The 14666-nt window shown below is 66.0% G+C and carries 12 protein-coding genes; 6 read left to right on the forward strand and 6 right to left on the reverse strand.

Features of this window, described 5'->3' with window-relative positions; translation table 11 throughout:
• Nucleotides 1-144: 144 nt before the first annotated feature.
• The 3 genes from XH85_RS43415 to XH85_RS43425 form a co-directional block, all read right to left on the reverse strand.
• Nucleotides 145-1353, reverse strand: a complete 1209-nt coding sequence (locus XH85_RS43415) for an acetyl-CoA C-acetyltransferase (protein ID WP_128936830.1) — start codon at nt 1351-1353, stop codon at nt 145-147.
• A 55-nt stretch (nt 1354-1408) separates the two neighbouring features.
• Nucleotides 1409-3199: an acyl-CoA dehydrogenase C-terminal domain-containing protein gene (locus XH85_RS43420; protein WP_128936831.1), complete on the reverse strand. Its 1791-nt coding sequence runs from the start codon at nt 3197-3199 to the stop codon at nt 1409-1411.
• Between the two features lie 99 nt (nt 3200-3298).
• Nucleotides 3299-3682 carry a nuclear transport factor 2 family protein gene (locus XH85_RS43425; RefSeq protein WP_128936832.1) on the reverse strand — a complete coding sequence of 128 codons (384 nt, stop codon included), beginning with the start codon at nt 3680-3682 and terminating at the stop codon, nt 3299-3301.
• Nucleotides 3683-3876: 194 nt separating this feature from the next.
• On the opposite strand from XH85_RS43425, the gene XH85_RS43430 reads away from it, so the two are divergent.
• Nucleotides 3877-4467 (forward strand): PadR family transcriptional regulator, encoded by a 591-nt coding sequence (locus XH85_RS43430; protein WP_128936833.1) that lies wholly within the window; start codon nt 3877-3879, stop codon nt 4465-4467.
• Nucleotides 4468-4579: 112 nt separating this feature from the next.
• Here XH85_RS43430 and XH85_RS43435 read toward each other — a convergent pair whose 3' ends face one another.
• Nucleotides 4580-4978: a MerR family transcriptional regulator gene (locus tag XH85_RS43435; RefSeq protein WP_128936834.1), complete on the reverse strand. Its 399-nt coding sequence runs from the start codon at nt 4976-4978 to the stop codon at nt 4580-4582.
• An 80-nt stretch (nt 4979-5058) separates the two neighbouring features.
• On the opposite strand from XH85_RS43435, the gene XH85_RS43440 reads away from it, so the two are divergent.
• The 4 genes from XH85_RS43440 to XH85_RS43460 all read left to right on the forward strand — a co-directional run bounded on the left by XH85_RS43440 (nt 5059) and on the right by XH85_RS43460 (nt 11891).
• A complete protein-coding gene (locus XH85_RS43440) occupies nt 5059-5988 on the forward strand; it encodes an alpha/beta hydrolase (protein ID WP_128936835.1) in 930 nt (309 codons plus the stop codon).
• A 260-nt stretch (nt 5989-6248) separates the two neighbouring features.
• Complete coding sequence (locus tag XH85_RS43445; protein WP_128936836.1) at nt 6249-9638, forward strand: tetratricopeptide repeat protein; 3390 nt, start codon at nt 6249-6251, stop codon at nt 9636-9638.
• Nucleotides 9639-10206: 568 nt separating this feature from the next.
• Nucleotides 10207-11124, forward strand: coding sequence for a sulfite exporter TauE/SafE family protein (locus XH85_RS43455; RefSeq protein WP_128936838.1), 918 nt, complete (start codon nt 10207-10209; stop codon nt 11122-11124).
• Nucleotides 11124-11891 carry a TIGR02186 family protein gene (locus XH85_RS43460; RefSeq protein WP_164939628.1) on the forward strand — a complete coding sequence of 256 codons (768 nt, stop codon included), beginning with the start codon at nt 11124-11126 and terminating at the stop codon, nt 11889-11891. Before XH85_RS43455 ends, XH85_RS43460 begins: the two co-directional genes overlap by 1 nt.
• A 108-nt stretch (nt 11892-11999) precedes the next feature.
• On the opposite strand, the gene XH85_RS43465 is transcribed toward XH85_RS43460, so the two are convergent.
• Together XH85_RS43465 and XH85_RS43470 are read right to left on the reverse strand one after the other, a co-directional pair.
• Nucleotides 12000-12773, reverse strand: a complete 774-nt coding sequence (locus tag XH85_RS43465) for an MBL fold metallo-hydrolase (protein WP_128936839.1) — start codon at nt 12771-12773, stop codon at nt 12000-12002.
• A 12-nt stretch (nt 12774-12785) separates the two neighbouring features.
• Nucleotides 12786-13697 (reverse strand): DMT family transporter, encoded by a 912-nt coding sequence (locus tag XH85_RS43470; RefSeq protein WP_128936840.1) that lies wholly within the window; start codon nt 13695-13697, stop codon nt 12786-12788.
• A 99-nt stretch (nt 13698-13796) separates the two neighbouring features.
• On the opposite strand from XH85_RS43470, the gene XH85_RS43475 reads away from it, so the two are divergent.
• Nucleotides 13797-14660, forward strand: a complete 864-nt coding sequence (locus tag XH85_RS43475; RefSeq protein ID WP_164939629.1) for a LysR family transcriptional regulator — start codon at nt 13797-13799, stop codon at nt 14658-14660.
• Nucleotides 14661-14666: the final 6 nt, after the last annotated feature.

Genomic DNA, 14666 nt, shown 5'->3' on the forward strand with positions numbered 1-14666 from the left:
TCGGTGCCGCAAGCCGATGCCAGGCGCGGCGGTTGACTTAAGGTCTCGTAGGGTGGGTAAAGACGACTTTGCGCCGTGCCCACCCTCGTTTGCGGAGACAGCGGTGGTGGGCACGCTTCGCTTTGCCCACCCTACGGCAGCTCATTACACGCGCTCGATGATGGTTGCGGTGCCCATGCCGCCGCCGATGCACAGCGTCACCAGCGCGGTGGACTTGTTGGTGCGCTCGAGCTCGTCGAGCACGGTGCCGAGGATCATCGCGCCGGTCGCCCCGAGCGGATGGCCGAGCGCGATCGCACCGCCATTGACGTTGATCTTGGCGTTGTCGATGTCGAAGGCCTGGATGTAGCGCAGCACGACCGAGGCGAAGGCCTCGTTGAGCTCGAACAGGTCGATGTCCGACTTCTTCATGCCCGAGCGCGCAAACAGCTTCTCGGTGACGTCGACCGGACCGGTCAGCATCATCGCCGGCTCCGAGCCGATGTTGGCGAAGGCGCGAATCTTCGCACGCGGCTTCATGCCGTATTTCGCACCCGCCTCCTTGCTGCCGAGCAGCACGGCGCCGGCGCCGTCGACGATGCCCGAGGAGTTGCCGGCGTGGTGCACGTAGTTGACGCGCTCGATCTCCGGATGCGACTGCAGCGCGACGCCATCGAAGCCGCCCATCTGCGCCATCATCGTGAACGACGGCTGCAGCTGCGCCAGCGACTGCATCGTCGTCGAGGGACGCATGTGCTCGTCCTTGGCGAGGATGGTGAGGCCATTGATGTCCTTGACCGGCACCACCGACTTGTTGAAGCGGCCCTCGTCCCAGGCCTTGGCCGCGCGCTGCTGGCTCTGCACCGCGTAGGCATCGACGTCGTCGCGCGAGAAACCGTATTTGGTGGCGATCAGATCGGCGGAAACGCCCTGCGGCATGAAATAGGCCGGCACCGCCATCGAGGGATCCATCGGCCAGGCGCCGCCGGAGGCGCCGATACCGACGCGGCTCATCGATTCGGCGCCGCCGCCGATCACCAGCTCATGCTGGCCGCTCATCACCTGCGCGGCGGCAAAGTTCACGGCGTCGAGACCTGAGGCACAGAAGCGGCTGATCTGCACGCCGGGCACGGCTTCGCCGAGACCAGCCTTGAGCGCAGCGAAGCGCGCGATGTCGGAGCCCGCTTCGCCGACGGGATCGACCACGCCGAGCACGACGTCATCGACGGAATCCTTGGGCAGGTTGTTGCGATCCTTCAGCGCCTTCAGCGGCACGGTGGCGAGCGCAAGCGCCGTGACTTCGTGCAGCGCGCCGTCCGGCTTGCCGCGGCCGCGCGGGGTGCGAACGTGGTCGTAGATGAATGCCTCAGGCATGACGCCCTCCTGGTGTGATGTTCAGATCGATTGGGAGCGGGCAGCGGAAGCAGGCTCAGAACGCTTCCGCCGGCAATTCCATGATGGTGGCGCAGCCGGCCTGGATGCGCGCGAGATTGGCGGCGGTCTCCGGCAGCATCCGCTCCATGAAGAAGCGGCCGGTGACGAGCTTGGTCGAGAGATAGGGCGTCGCCCCGCCCTCGGCAATCTTCGCCTGCGTCACCTTCGCCATCTTCGCCCACATGTAGCCGAGCGCGACGAAGCCGAAGAGATGCAGGTAATCGGTTGCGGCAGCGCCCGCATTGTCCGGCTTCGCCATCGCGTTCTGCATCAGCCAGGTGGTGGCCTGCTGGAGATGGCCGAGCGAGGTCGAGAGCGGGGTGATGAAGGGTTTGAGCGCCTCGTCGCCGCCGTTCTCCTTGGCGAAGGCCATGACCTCGCCGAAGAAGGCCATGATGGCGCGGCCGCCGTCGCGCGGCAGCTTGCGGCCGACGAGGTCGAGCGCCTGGATGCCGTTGGCGCCTTCATAGATCATCGCAATACGCGCATCGCGCACGAACTGCTCCATGCCCTGCTCGGCGATGTAGCCGTGGCCGCCATACATCTGCTGCGCCTGCACCGCATTGGCAAAGCCGTAATCGGTGAGGAAGCCCTTCAGCACCGGGGTCATCAGGCCCATGTGATCGTCGGCGGCCTGGCGATCCTTGGGATCCTCGGAGCGGTGGGCGACGTCGCTCTTCAGCGCGGTCCAGATCACGAAGGCGCGCGCGGCTTCATTGAAGGCGCGGATCGAGAGCAGTGTGCGGCGCACGTCGGGATGCACGATGATCGGATCGGCTTGCTTGTCCGGCGCCTTGGCGCCGGTGAGTGCGCGACCCTGGATGCGCTCGCGGGCATAGGCGACCGCGTTCTGATAGGCGACCTCGGACTGCGCGAGGCCCTGCACGGCGACGCCGAGGCGAGCCTCGTTCATCATCACGAACATGCCCTGCATGCCCTTGTTCTCTTCGCCGATCAGCCAGCCGGTGGCGTTGTCGTAGTTCATCACGCAGGTGGAATTGCCGTGGATGCCCATCTTGTGCTCGATCGAGCCGCAGACCACGCCGTTGCGCTGCCCGACCGAACCATCGGCATTCACCAGGAATTTCGGCACCACGAACAGCGACACGCCCTTGATGCCGGCGGGCGCGCCCTCGATGCGGGCGAGCACGAGGTGGATGATGTTGGAGGCGAGGTCATGCTCGCCGGCCGAGATGAATATCTTGGTGCCCGTGATCTTAAAGCTGCCGTCGGCCTGGCGCACCGCCTTGGTGCGCAGCATGCCGAGATCGGTGCCGCAATGCGGCTCGGTCAGGTTCATGGTGCCGGTCCATTCGCCGGCGACCATCTTCGGCACATAGGTCTGCTTCTGTTCGGGCGTGCCGTGCACCAGCAATGCCGCGGTCGCGCCCATGGTGAGACCGCCATACATCGAGAACGCCATGTTGGCGGAGATCTGGAATTCGTTGACCGCCTGGCTCAGCGTCACCGGCAGGCCCTGGCCGCCATATTCCGTCGGCGCCGACAGACCGAGCCAGCCGCCCTCGACGACCTGCTTGAAGGCATCCTTAAAACCCTTCGGCGTGGTGACGCTGCCGTCATCGGCACGCTTGCAGCCTTCGAGATCGCCGACGCGATTGAGCGGCTGCAGAACCTCTTCGGCGAGCTTGGCGGCCTCGCCGAGGATCGCCTCGCGCACGTCGCTCGACGCGTCCGAGAAGCCCGGCAGATTGTCGTAGCGATCGATCTGGAAGACGTCGTTGAGCAGGAAGTTCACGTCTTCGACAGGGGCTTTATAGATCGGCATGGCGTTCTCCCGGCGTGGGGCTTGAAGTGGTGATGTCGTGTATTCCTGCGGCGCAGCCTTGCCCGCGAGCTTAGCGGGTTCCGCAACCTCAGGGCAGTGTCATGATTGGGCGGCAAGCTGCTCCGCCATCAGGCGATGCAGCATGTTGATGGCCTTGAGCGGACGCACCATCACCTTGAAATGGGTGATGCGTCCTTCGCTGTCGAAGCTGATGATGTCGACACCGTTGATCTCGATGCCGTCGATGATGGTCTTGAATTCGAGCACGGCGCCATTGTCGCTGCGCCATTCACCGACATAGGTGAAGCCGGGACCGCCAAGCACCTTCTCGGCGCTGGAGAGGTATTTGAAAGTGATGTCGCGCCCGCGCTGCGGGGTGTGCACGACGGGGCTTTCGAACACGGCATCCGGGTGCAGAAGGTCCCAGAGCGCGGCGCGGTCGTGAGACTTCATGTAGGCGTACCAGGAATCGAGGCCGGTCATTCTCAGGTGCCTCCCTAGGGCAAGGGCATAAATGCGAAAACAACCCCATGCACAGTAGCGAGAAGGTTGATTCCGCTGGATTTTCGGTCGGGGTCTTGGACCCCGTCCGCAAGCTGCCTCATATGCACATTGACGCATATGCGCCGATGCGCATAAAGTCAAGCAGGTTGGTCAGACCTAAAGGGAGGCCGGTCATGGCACTCGGCGACGCAATCCTCGCATGCCTGACGGAACGTCCGATGACGGGCTACGAGCTCGCCAAGACGTTCGATTCTTCGATCGGCTTCTTCTGGAAGGCCGACCATCAGCAAATCTACCGCGAGCTCTCCAAGCTGCGTGACCGCGGCTACATCCAGGGCCGCGAGGTCGTGCAGACGGGCAAGCCGAACAAGCTGGTTTATACGCTCACCCCCGAGGGCAGAACAGCGCTGCGGCACTGGGCCGCGCGACCAAGCACGCCGGCCTCGACCAAGGACGACCTCCTGGTGCGGCTGCATGCGCTCGACAGCATCGACATCGAGCCGCTGCGCACTGACCTGATGGCCCGCCTGGAGCATCACCGCGACCGCCACGCCAATTACGAGCGCATCCTGAAGAAGCGCTTTCCGGACGGCACGGCGGAAGGCCGGCTCGATCTCGGCAACCTGCTGCTGCTCCGCTTAGGGGCCCGGCACGAGCAGATGGTGGCCGATTTCTGCGAGGAGACGCTGGAGGCGCTGTCGGCGATGAGCGGCAAGGCAACGGTGGTGCCGATCGACGAGGGCAAGCGCGAGGGGAAGGGTTAAGTCGGGCACCCGCTCAGGCAGTCCCCTGAAGGCAACATGTGACTTGTAAGGCCCAGACCTCGTTTGAGGCGAGGGCATCCCGGACCGCGAATCGATCCGCCGGCGGCGCGGCTCACCGCGTCTGCGGAGGAGCGATCCCGCCGATGCGGGCCTTGAACTCGGGGCACTCGACCAGCGGCGTATGTGTGCAAATCGCAGCGTGCCTGAGGCTATCCCGCATGCGGGTCAGGCGAGAAATTTCCTGATCCAGTTCCTCGGCTCGTTCGGCCATTCGCGCGCGCAACACGGAGTCGCTCGGTGTCGCAACGAGAAACCGTCCGATTTGTGCGAGCGAGAACCCTGCCAGTCTCGCGCAGCTTATGAGCGCCAGCCGGTCCAGCGTCTTGGCGTCATAAGTGCGACGCAAGCCGTTGCGACCGCTCGACTCGATCAAGCCACGCTTTTCGTAGAACCGGAGTGCGGAGGGCGCGAGCCCCGATTGCCGGGCGACATCGGCGATGTCCAACAGCATCACATCCCTCTTGACTTGAACTGTACTTCAAGTGGCACGATCGCCGCCGTCACGTCAATTGAATTTCGGAGATTATCGTCATGACGTTGGATCCGCAGGTCGAAGCGCACCTCAAGCGGCTCGCTGGAACGGGCTTCGCCGATCTACACAAACTGCCCCCGGACCAAGTGCGCGCCGGAATGCGGCGAATGTCCAATGCTCTGGGCAAGCCCGAATCCGTCGCGCAGGTCGAGGATCGCGCGATCCAAACCGTCACAGGCGATTGCCGCATTCGCGTGTATCGCCCGGCCCCCAGCCAGGTCCGTCCAATCATCGTCTTCTTTCATGGCGGAGGCTTCGTGCTTGGCGATCTCGACACCCATGACGGACTCGCACGCGCTTTGGCCAATGCCACGGGCAGCGTCGTGGTTTCGGTCAACTATCCGCTCGCACCCGAAAACAAATATCCAGCCGCGCGCAACGCAGCCTACGCTGCGACCAAATGGATCGCCGACCATGCGGCCGAGATCGGCGGCGACGCCTCGCGGTTGGCGGTCGCGGGCGACAGCGCAGGAGGGAATTTAGCCGCGGTCGTCGCGCTGATGGCGAGGGATGCGGGAGCGCCCAAGATCGCCTTTCAACTGCTGATCTATCCGGATCTCGACTTCCGGCGATCAAACACGTCGATACGGGAGTTTGCCGGGAAATGGGGCAACATCAGCCGCGAAACGCAGGACTGGTTCATGAATCACTATCTCAACAAAGACGAAGAGAAGCTCGACCCTTTGGTGTCGCCTTTGCTTGCGCCAAGTTTGGCAGGCTTGCCTCGGACGTTCATCATCACCGCCGAGTACGATGCCCTCCGCGACGAGGGGGAAGACTATGGCCGGCGGCTCCAGGGCGCTGGCGTCGACGTTGTCGTGCGACGGTACGACGGAATGATCCATGAATTCCTGCGATGGCCGTTCGACGGCAGCAGGCAAGCATTGCGGGACGCTGCCGACGCCTTGGCGACCGCCCTCGGTTCCTGATCTTCGAACTGTCCGAGTGGAGCAAGCTGCCACCCGCTGCGCTCGAAGAGCACAGCGACCGCAGCCTCACACCCCCGGTTTCCGTCGCCCAACTTTAAGACACCCGCGCCGGCGTTCCTTAACTCGTTATTTACCGTAACAGGAAAAAGTCGGTTTTCGAGGCAGACGACCTGCGCCAAATTCGGTTGTGTTTACAACCGGGCACGCGTGGGGAGGCTGGAGGCGCCGGGTGGGCGCCGGAGTCGGAACCGGACAGAGTCATGAATTCGCGCGTATCGTGGAGTGTTGACGGCATCGATCCCTCCGTCCGGGAGCGGGCCGAAGCTGCTGCGCGCAGAGCCGGCATGTCACTCAACGATTGGCTGAACTCCACGCTCGGCGAGACAGCGCCACCGAACTTTCGCGGACCATACGACCAGCGTCCGCACCACATCCCGCAAGGACCGAGCCAGGAAAGCCGCGACGTCGCCGACATCCACCAGCGGCTCGATGCGATCACTCAGCAGATCGAACGGATTTCAAAGCCTGCCCAGCGCCAGGATACTTCGCGGCAGGACATGTCGCGCGAGCAGGGCGTCGCGCGCCAGCTCAACGATGCGATCTCGCGGCTCGATGCGCGGCTGTCGCAGATCTCGAAGCCGCAGCCGCAGCAGCCTCAGGCCCAGCGGCCAGCACCGTCACCGGTCGAGACGCGCCAGCGCCAGGCCGATGCGGTCGAGCGCGCGGCAGCCCAGGTCTATCGCAATTCGCCACCCCTGAGCCCCGCGTCCTTCGACGTCGCGGTCGCCGAGATCACGGCGCGACAGAGCGAGCTCGACGGCTTTACGCCCAGGCAGATGCCGCCACGCGCCGCGCCGTCGATTGCGCCGATGGCGGCGCCACCCGCCCCCGCCTACGCGCCGCCGCCCCCGCAGCCGGACTTCTCGTCGCTCGAGCGCCATCTGCTCAAGATCACGAGCCAGATCGAGTCGCTGCAGCGCCCTGACAATACCGAGCAGGCGATCACCGCCTTCCGCAGCGAGCTTGCCGAGATCCGCCACGCCATCACCGAGGCAATGCCGCGGCGCGCGATCGAATCGATCGAGAACGAGATCCGCTCGCTGCATCGTCGCATCGACGAGACCCGCTCCAACGGCACCGACGGCCAGGTTCTCTCCGGCATCGAGCGTGCGCTGTCCGACATCAAGCAGGTGCTGCGCACGCTCACGCCGGCCGAGCAACTCACCGGCTATGACGAGGCGATCCGCAATCTCGGCGCCAAGCTCGATCTGATCCTGCGCGCCAATGACGATCCCTCGACCGTGCGCCAGCTCGAAGACGCGATCTCGGCGCTGCGCAGCATCGTCTCCAATGTCGCCTCCAACGAAGCGCTCGCGCGTCTGTCCGAAGACGTGCAGCTGCTGTCGTCCAAGGTCGACCAGATCACCCGCGCCTCCGGCCCCAGTGACAGCTTTGCGGTGCTGGAGCAGCGCATCGCGGCGCTCACCGCCGCGCTCGAGACGCGGGAGCGGCCTCAGCCGTCCGAGAGCACCGAGCATCTGGAAGCTGCGATCCGCGCGCTGTCGGACCGCTTCGACCGCATGCAGGTCGGCAACGACTCGGCCTCGACCTTCGCCCATCTCGAGCAGCGCGTCTCCTATCTGCTGGAGCGGATCGAAGCCGCCTCCGATCCGCGCAGCGGCAATTTGAGCCGCGTCGAGGACGGGCTGCACGATATCCTCAGGCACCTGGAACGGCAGCAGGCGACCTATTCCGCGCTGGCCGAGAGCCGCAATTCGGCGCCGACTGCCGATTCCGGCATGGTCGATCTCGTCAAGCGCGAGCTCTCCGACATCCGCTTCAGCCAGGCCGAGACCAACCGGCATACGCAGGATTCGCTCGAAGCCGTTCACAACACGCTCGGCCATGTCGTCGACCGCCTCTCCATGATCGAGGGCGATCTGCGCGCGGTGCGCACCGCGCCGCCCGCCCCTGCGCCGCAGATGCCGATGCCCGCTCCGATGGAGCCCGCGCCGATGGCGCGCGAGCCGCGGCCGCCACAGCAGCAGCCGAAATACGATCCGAAGCCGGAGCTTCCGAACCCGGCCGCCGCGCATGCAGCGCAGGCCGCTTTCGTCGCCGCGCCGCGCGAATTCCATGCCGCTGCCCCCGCCGCGCCACCGCCGGTGCCGGCGGCGCCGCAAGTCACATCACCCTTGCCGCCGCGCGCGATCAGCGAAATCCTGGAGCCGCATACCGCGCCTGCACGGGCTGCGCTGGCGCCGGAATTGCCGCCGGATCATCCGCTCGAGCCGGGTACACGGCCGGGTGGACGCGTCGCCACGCCGTCGGAGCGCATTGCCGCCTCCGAGAGCGCGATCAGCGGAATTCCCACTGCTCCGAAAGAGCCGGTGTCGTCGTCGAGCTTCATCGCCGCTGCGCGCCGCGCCGCCCAGGCCGCCGCCGCGCAGCCAGAAAAGACCGGCCGCGCCGCCAAGGCCGGGGCCGATCGCTCCAAGGACAAGGGCAAGGACGGCGGTTCGACCATCACCGCGAAGATCCGCTCGCTGCTGGTCGGCGCGAGCGTGGTCGTGATCGTGCTCGGCACCTTCAAGATGGCGATGAACCTGCTCGATGGCGGCAGCGTGCCGCCAGCGCCGCAGGCCATGGAGAATACGTCGAGCCAGCCCCCCCCGCTGGCTCCCCCGCCCCCGGTCGAGAGCAAGCCCGCCACGCCCGAGCAGGTCACGCCGTCGATGACCTCGCCGACGCCGATCGGACGACAATCCCAGAACAATGCCGCGCCGACGCCGGCCGCCAATCCGGGCAGCTCGGCCTCGGTCGAAATCCCGCCCGCGCCTGCCGTGGCCCCGCCGCCACCTGCCTCCAGCGACGTCACTGGCGCGCTGTCGGGCACGAGCCGCGTCAAGCTCGGCCTCATCCAGGTGCCGCCGAGCGAGAAGCTGCCTGATGGCATCGGCGGTCCGGGCCTGCGCACCGCCGCGATGAAGGGCGATGCGACTGCGGCCTACGAGATCGGCGTGCGCTTTGCCGAGGGCAAGGGCGTCGCTACGAACTACGATGAAGCCGCCAAATGGTACGACCGCGCGGCGCAGGCCGGCGTGGTCCCCGCGACCTTCCGCCTCGGCACGCTCTATGAGAAGGGCCTCGGCGTGAAGAAGGACGCCGACATCGCCCGCCGCTACTACACGCAGGCCGCCGAGCGCGGCAACGCCAAGGCGATGCACAATCTGGCCGTGCTCGATGCCGACGGCGGCGGACGCGGCGCCAATTACAAGAGCGCAGCGCAGTGGTTCCGCAAAGCCGCCGATCGCGGCGTCGCCGACAGCCAGTTCAACCTCGGCATCCTCTATGCCCGCGGCATCGGCGTCGAGCAGAACCTCGCCGAATCCTACAAATGGTTCAGCCTGGCGGCAGCCCAGGGCGATGCGGATGCGGCGGGCAAGCGCGACGACGTCGCCAAGCGGCTCGATCCGCAATCGCTCGCCGCAGCCAAGCTCGCGATCCAGACTTTTAGCGCCGAGCCGCAGCCAGATGACGCCGTCAATGTCGCGACGCCCGCCGGCGGCTGGGACAGCGCGCCGCAGTCGAGCGCCAAGCCCGCACCGAAGCAAGTCGCGACCAAGCGCTCGGCCTCGGCGGCGCATTGAGCGCGGTCGCACTCTCCTCTTGTCGTCGCCCGGCTTGCCGCCTTCGCTGAAGCTTCGGCGGCCGAGCACCCTTGTGGCCCCGGCGTAGCCTTGGCGGAGCCGGGACCGGGCGACCCAGTATTCCAGAGACGCCGGTGTGGTGCGGAGAAGCCGCGGTGTACTGGATGCCCCGGTCAAGCCGGGGCATGAAAGCGGAGAAGGTGGACACTCAAGGTTCAGTCGATCGACCACGGGCTCGGTGCACCTCTCCCGCTTGCGGGAGAGATCGGCGCGTGCCGGGCGAGGCGAAGCATCGTCCCGCGCGCCGGGTGAGGGCTTTGTCCTCTTGGGGAGTCCCGCTGCGGAGGCACCCTCTCCCCCGCCCTCCCCCGCACGCGGGGGAGGGAGCGCACCTCCGTTGCGGCGACGATCACGGATATCATCACGCTCTCACCGCACCCATTCACCACGCCCAAAATTCCTGATCCACCCCTGCGGCGAATTCCGCTATTGAGGGGGGCGGCAATCGTTCCGACCTTCCCGCGAGCAATCCGCGTTAGTCGATCCGTCCCGCCCGGCGCGTGGTTCAATGCAGCTCTACCTTCCGATCGCCGATCTTCCGGTCAACGTCTTCCTGGTGCTCGCCATGGGCGCCGCGGTCGGCTTCGTCTCCGGCATGTTCGGGATCGGCGGCGGCTTCCTGATGACGCCGCTACTGATCTTCATCGGCATCACGCCGGCGGTCGCAGTTGCCTCCGTCACGAGCCATATCGCGGCCTCGTCCTTTTCGGGCGCACTGTCCTATTGGCGGCGGCGCGCGATCGATCCGGCGCTGGCGAGCGTCCTGCTCTGCGGCGGCGTCACCGGCACGGCGCTGGGGGTGTGGACCTTCACCCAGCTCCGCGCGCTCGGCCAGCTCGACCTGATGATCGCGCTCTCTTACGTCGTGCTGCTCACCACCGTCGGCAGCCTGATGTTCTCCGAAGGCCTGCGCGCCCTGATGCGGACCCGGCGCGGCGCGGTGCCGCCGCGCCGCACCCACAATTGGATCCACGGCCTGCCGCTGAAGATGCGGTTCAAGCGCTCCAAGATCTACCTGTCGGTGATTCCCGTGGTGGTCGTCGGCATCGTGATCGGCTTCATCGGCGCCATCATGGGCATCGGCGGCGGCTTCATCCTGGTGCCGATCATGATCTATCTCTTGCGGGTGCCGACCTCGACGGTGATCGGCACCTCCATGGTCCTCACCCTGGTCACGATGCTGTTCGCGACCATGCTGCATGCGGTGACCAATCACCTCGTCGACGCCGTGCTGGCGCTGATCCTGATGGTCGGCGGCGTCACCGGCGCGCAATTCGGCGCCCGCGCCGGGCAGAAGATCCGCGGCGAGCAGCTGCGGCTGCTGCTGGGCCTGTTGATCCTCTCGGTCGGGGTCCGCTTCGCGATCGAGTTGGTGATCCGCCCCGAGGACCTCTTCACCATCCGCGAGCTGGGAGTGAGCACCTGATGCGCGCGCTGCTCGCCCTCCTTCTCGTCCTGCTGCTCGGCTCGGCCGCGCGCGCCGAGCGGCTGATCGTGTCGGTCTCCAACCACCGCGTCACCGTGACGCCGAATTATTCGGGCGAGGAGCTGGTGCTGTTCGGCTCGGTGGAGAAGGACGCGACGACGCCAGCCAACCGCACCAGTTACGATCTCGTGGTCACCGTGATGGGCCCGCGCGCCGACATGGTGACGCGGCGGAAAGAACGCACCTTCGGCATCTGGATCAACACCGACTACCGGCAATTCCTGCAGGTGCCGAGCTATCTGGCGCTGTTCGCCAACCGTCCCTTCGACGCCATCACCTCGCCCGAGATCGCGCGCCGGCAGCAGATCGGGCTCAACAACGTGCGGCTGACCCAACGGGTCAGCGGCGACTATGCCGACGTGGTGCCGAACGACGCGTTCCGCTCCGCCTTCATCCGCCTTCGCACCCAGCACGGCCTTTATCGCGAGGATGCGAGCGCGGTGACGTTCCTGACGCCGACGCTGTTCCGCACCGGCATTCCACTGCCGGCGGAGGTGCCGATCGGCACCTATGAGGTGGAGATCAAGCTGTTTGCGAACGGCGCGTTCATCGGCAAGACCGAGACCGCGTTCGAAATCGTCAAAGTCGGCTTCGAGCAGTTCGTCGCCACCAGCGCGCGGCAGAACGGGCTGATCTACGGCCTGGCCACCGCGGCGATGGCGCTGATGACGGGATGGATGGCATCGATCGTGTTCCGGAAGGACTAACGGCATATTCCGTCATTGCGAGCGAAGCGAAGCAATCCAGACTGCCGCCGCGGAAGGATTCTGGATTGCTTCGTCGCAAGGGCTCCTCGCAATGGCGACGTGGCGAAATCACGGCGCCTCGATCACCGTCGGCACGCCTGGCTCCAGCAGGCGTAGCCGCGTCCCGAAGCCGAGCACGTCGAAGGTCTTGCGCAGATCCTCGCTGTTCTGGCGGAAATGCGCCCAGCCTTCGGTGTGCACCGGCACGATCATCGCATCGGGAAAGGCACGCGCAGTCTCGATGGTGTCGTTGGTGTCCATGGTGAGATGAAACGGCCCGCGCGTTTGCGCCGCGCCCGCGAAGGGCAGCACCACCCCGCATTTGAAGCGGCGCGCGACTTCGGCGACGCCGTCGAACCAGGTGGTGTCGCCGCTGATATAGACCGGACGCGTGTCCTTCCGGCTCGACGACACCACGAAGCCGATGACGTCGCCGGACAAGGGCTCGATGCCGGCCGGGCCGTGGCGCGCGGGCGTCGCGGTGATCGTCAGCGTATTGCCGTCGTCGTCCCTCAGATGCGCGGCGCTCCAGGGCGCAAGGCCCTCGACATGGCCGCCGAGGCGCTTTGCGCCCGCCTCGGTCGTCAGCACGCGCTTGACCTTGAAGAGGTATTCGCGGCCGGAATTGTCGAGATTGTCGGAGTGCTGGTCGTGGCTGAGCAGCACCGCATCGACCGGGCCGATCGCGTCAGGCCTCACCGCAGGTCCGATCGTTTTCTCCAGCTTCACATGCGGCAGTTGATAGGCACCGGGCGCATCGAAGGTCGGGTCGGTGAGCAGGCGAAAGCCGTCGATCTCGATCAGCGCCGTGGGGCCGCCGATCAGGGTGATGGAAACGGGCATGATGAACTCCTGTTACGACACGGGCTTTGCCGGCCGCGTCACCAGATAAATGCCGAGCGCGACTGGAATGATCCCGAGCAAATCGCGGGCCTCGACGTGTTCGCCGAGCACGACGAAGGCGAACAGCATGCCGAGCGGTGGCATCAGGAAATGATAGCTGCTTGCCGCCGTCGCTCCGCACACTTTCAGGAGATGAAACCAGAGCAGGTAGGCGAGGATCGAGCCGCCGAGCACGAGGAAGGCAAAGGCGCCGATCAGGCTCGGGGTGAGCACGATCGCGTGAACGTCGGCGAAGGTGAACGCGACCGGCGCCAGCACGATACCGGCGGCGATATTCTGGATGCCGTTGCCGATCCACAACGAACCCTTCGGCGCGAGCAGCTTGAACAGGATGGTGCCGGCAACGATCGAGGCCAGCGAAGCCAGCGTGAACAGGATGCCGTGCAGGCTGTCGGTACCCACCGACAGACGGTGCCAGACGATGAAGGTGACACCGATGACGCCGAGCAGCAGGCCCGCCGCCTTGCGCCAGGTCATGCTTTCGCCGAGCAGCAGCGCGGCGAGCGCAGCCGTGAACACCGGATTGGCCGACACGATCAGCCCGCCGAGGCCGGCGGAGACCGATTGCAGGCCGGTATAGCCAAGCCCGAGATAGAGCGCGTTGTTGGCGATACCGAGCACGGCGAAGATCGCGGCGTCGCGCCAGGGCAGCGACCAGCCGTCGCCGCGAATCCAGGTCGCGCCCAGGATCAGAATGCCGGCGAGCGAGAAGCGTGCCGCGAGGAGGATCAATGGCGGGCAATAGGTGACGCCGATCTTGCCGGCGACGAAGGCGTAGCTCCAGAGCAGACAGAACAGGCCGATAGTGAGCGGCAGCGCATTGAAACGGCTGCGGGGGACGGCGATCGATGGGGCGAGCGACATGAGGGCATTCTCCTGGAGCCCTCGATCTAGGAACGCGGCTTGTCATTTGGAAATTAAATGATTAACTTCTCTTCAGTGGGTTCTCGAATGGAGGCGGCCATGCTCGATCTCGAGCTGCTGCGCAGCTTCGTCTCGGTGGTCGAGGCCGGCGGCTTCACCCGCGCCGGCGAGCGCGTCCACCGCACGCAATCGACCGTGAGCCAGCAGATCAAGCGGCTGGAGGAGGATGTCGGCCAGGTGCTGCTGCACCGCGACGGCAAGGACGTGCGCCCGACCGAAGCCGGCGAGCGGCTGCTGTTCTATGCGCGGCGGCTGCTCTCGCTCGCCGAGGAGGCGCGCGATGTGCTGCGCCAGCCCGACGGCGAAGGCGCGATCAGGCTCGGCATTCCCGAGGATTTTGCCGCGTACCGATTGGCGAAACTGCTTGGTGCGTTCTCGCGCTCGCATCCGCGCCTGCGGCTCGATGTGCGCGCCGACCAGAGCAAGCATCTGGCCCGTGATCTCGAACGCGGCGAACTCGATCTTGCGCTCTATAAGCGCGAGGCTGGCGCGAAGGACGCCATCGCGGTGTGGCCCGAGCGGGTGCACTGGGTCACCAGCAAGAGCCATCCGGTCGACGTCACCGTGTCGTCGGTGCCGCTGATCGGTTTTCCGCTCGGCTGCATCTATCGCGCCGGCGCCATCCACGCGCTGGAAAGCGCGGGCCGCGCCTGGCACACTGCCTACACGTCATCCAGTCTCGCCGGCATCCAGGCCGCGGTCGCCGCCGGCATGGGACTGAGCATCCTGTCGGAGATGGCCATCCAGTCCGACCACCGCGTGCTGACCGCCAAGGACGGCTTTGCGCCGATCAACCGCACCGAGGTGGCATTGATGGCCGCACCGGGCGCCAGCCCCGCGACGCTGCGGCTGGCGGATCGGCTCGCCGAGTTTTGCGATGATGTGCAGGCGAAGGCGGCGTGAACTTGC

The sequence above is a fragment of the Bradyrhizobium zhanjiangense genome, from assembly GCF_004114935.1.
Lineage (GTDB): Bacteria > Pseudomonadota > Alphaproteobacteria > Rhizobiales > Xanthobacteraceae > Bradyrhizobium > Bradyrhizobium zhanjiangense.

Bases quoted from the DNA above. Each gene is read 5' to 3' on its own strand.
- XH85_RS43420 (WP_128936831.1), bottom strand. From the start codon at position 3,199: ATGCCGATCTATAAAGCCCCTGTCGAAGACGTGAACTTCCTGCTCAAC.
- XH85_RS43415 (WP_128936830.1), bottom strand. From the start codon at position 1,353: ATGCCTGAGGCATTCATCTACGACCACGTTCGCACCCCGCGCGGCCGC.
- XH85_RS43465 (WP_128936839.1), bottom strand. From the start codon at position 12,773: ATGCCCGTTTCCATCACCCTGATCGGCGGCCCCACGGCGCTGATCGAG.
- XH85_RS43440 (WP_128936835.1), top strand. From the start codon at position 5,059: ATGACGTTGGATCCGCAGGTCGAAGCGCACCTCAAGCGGCTCGCTGGA.
- XH85_RS43470 (WP_128936840.1), bottom strand. From the start codon at position 13,697: ATGTCGCTCGCCCCATCGATCGCCGTCCCCCGCAGCCGTTTCAATGCG.
- XH85_RS43445 (WP_128936836.1), top strand. From the start codon at position 6,249: ATGAATTCGCGCGTATCGTGGAGTGTTGACGGCATCGATCCCTCCGTC.
- XH85_RS43460 (WP_164939628.1), top strand. From the start codon at position 11,124: ATGCGCGCGCTGCTCGCCCTCCTTCTCGTCCTGCTGCTCGGCTCGGCC.
- XH85_RS43435 (WP_128936834.1), bottom strand. From the start codon at position 4,978: ATGCTGTTGGACATCGCCGATGTCGCCCGGCAATCGGGGCTCGCGCCC.
- XH85_RS43430 (WP_128936833.1), top strand. From the start codon at position 3,877: ATGGCACTCGGCGACGCAATCCTCGCATGCCTGACGGAACGTCCGATG.
- XH85_RS43425 (WP_128936832.1), bottom strand. From the start codon at position 3,682: ATGACCGGCCTCGATTCCTGGTACGCCTACATGAAGTCTCACGACCGC.
- XH85_RS43455 (WP_128936838.1), top strand. From the start codon at position 10,207: ATGCAGCTCTACCTTCCGATCGCCGATCTTCCGGTCAACGTCTTCCTG.
- XH85_RS43475 (WP_164939629.1), top strand. From the start codon at position 13,797: ATGCTCGATCTCGAGCTGCTGCGCAGCTTCGTCTCGGTGGTCGAGGCC.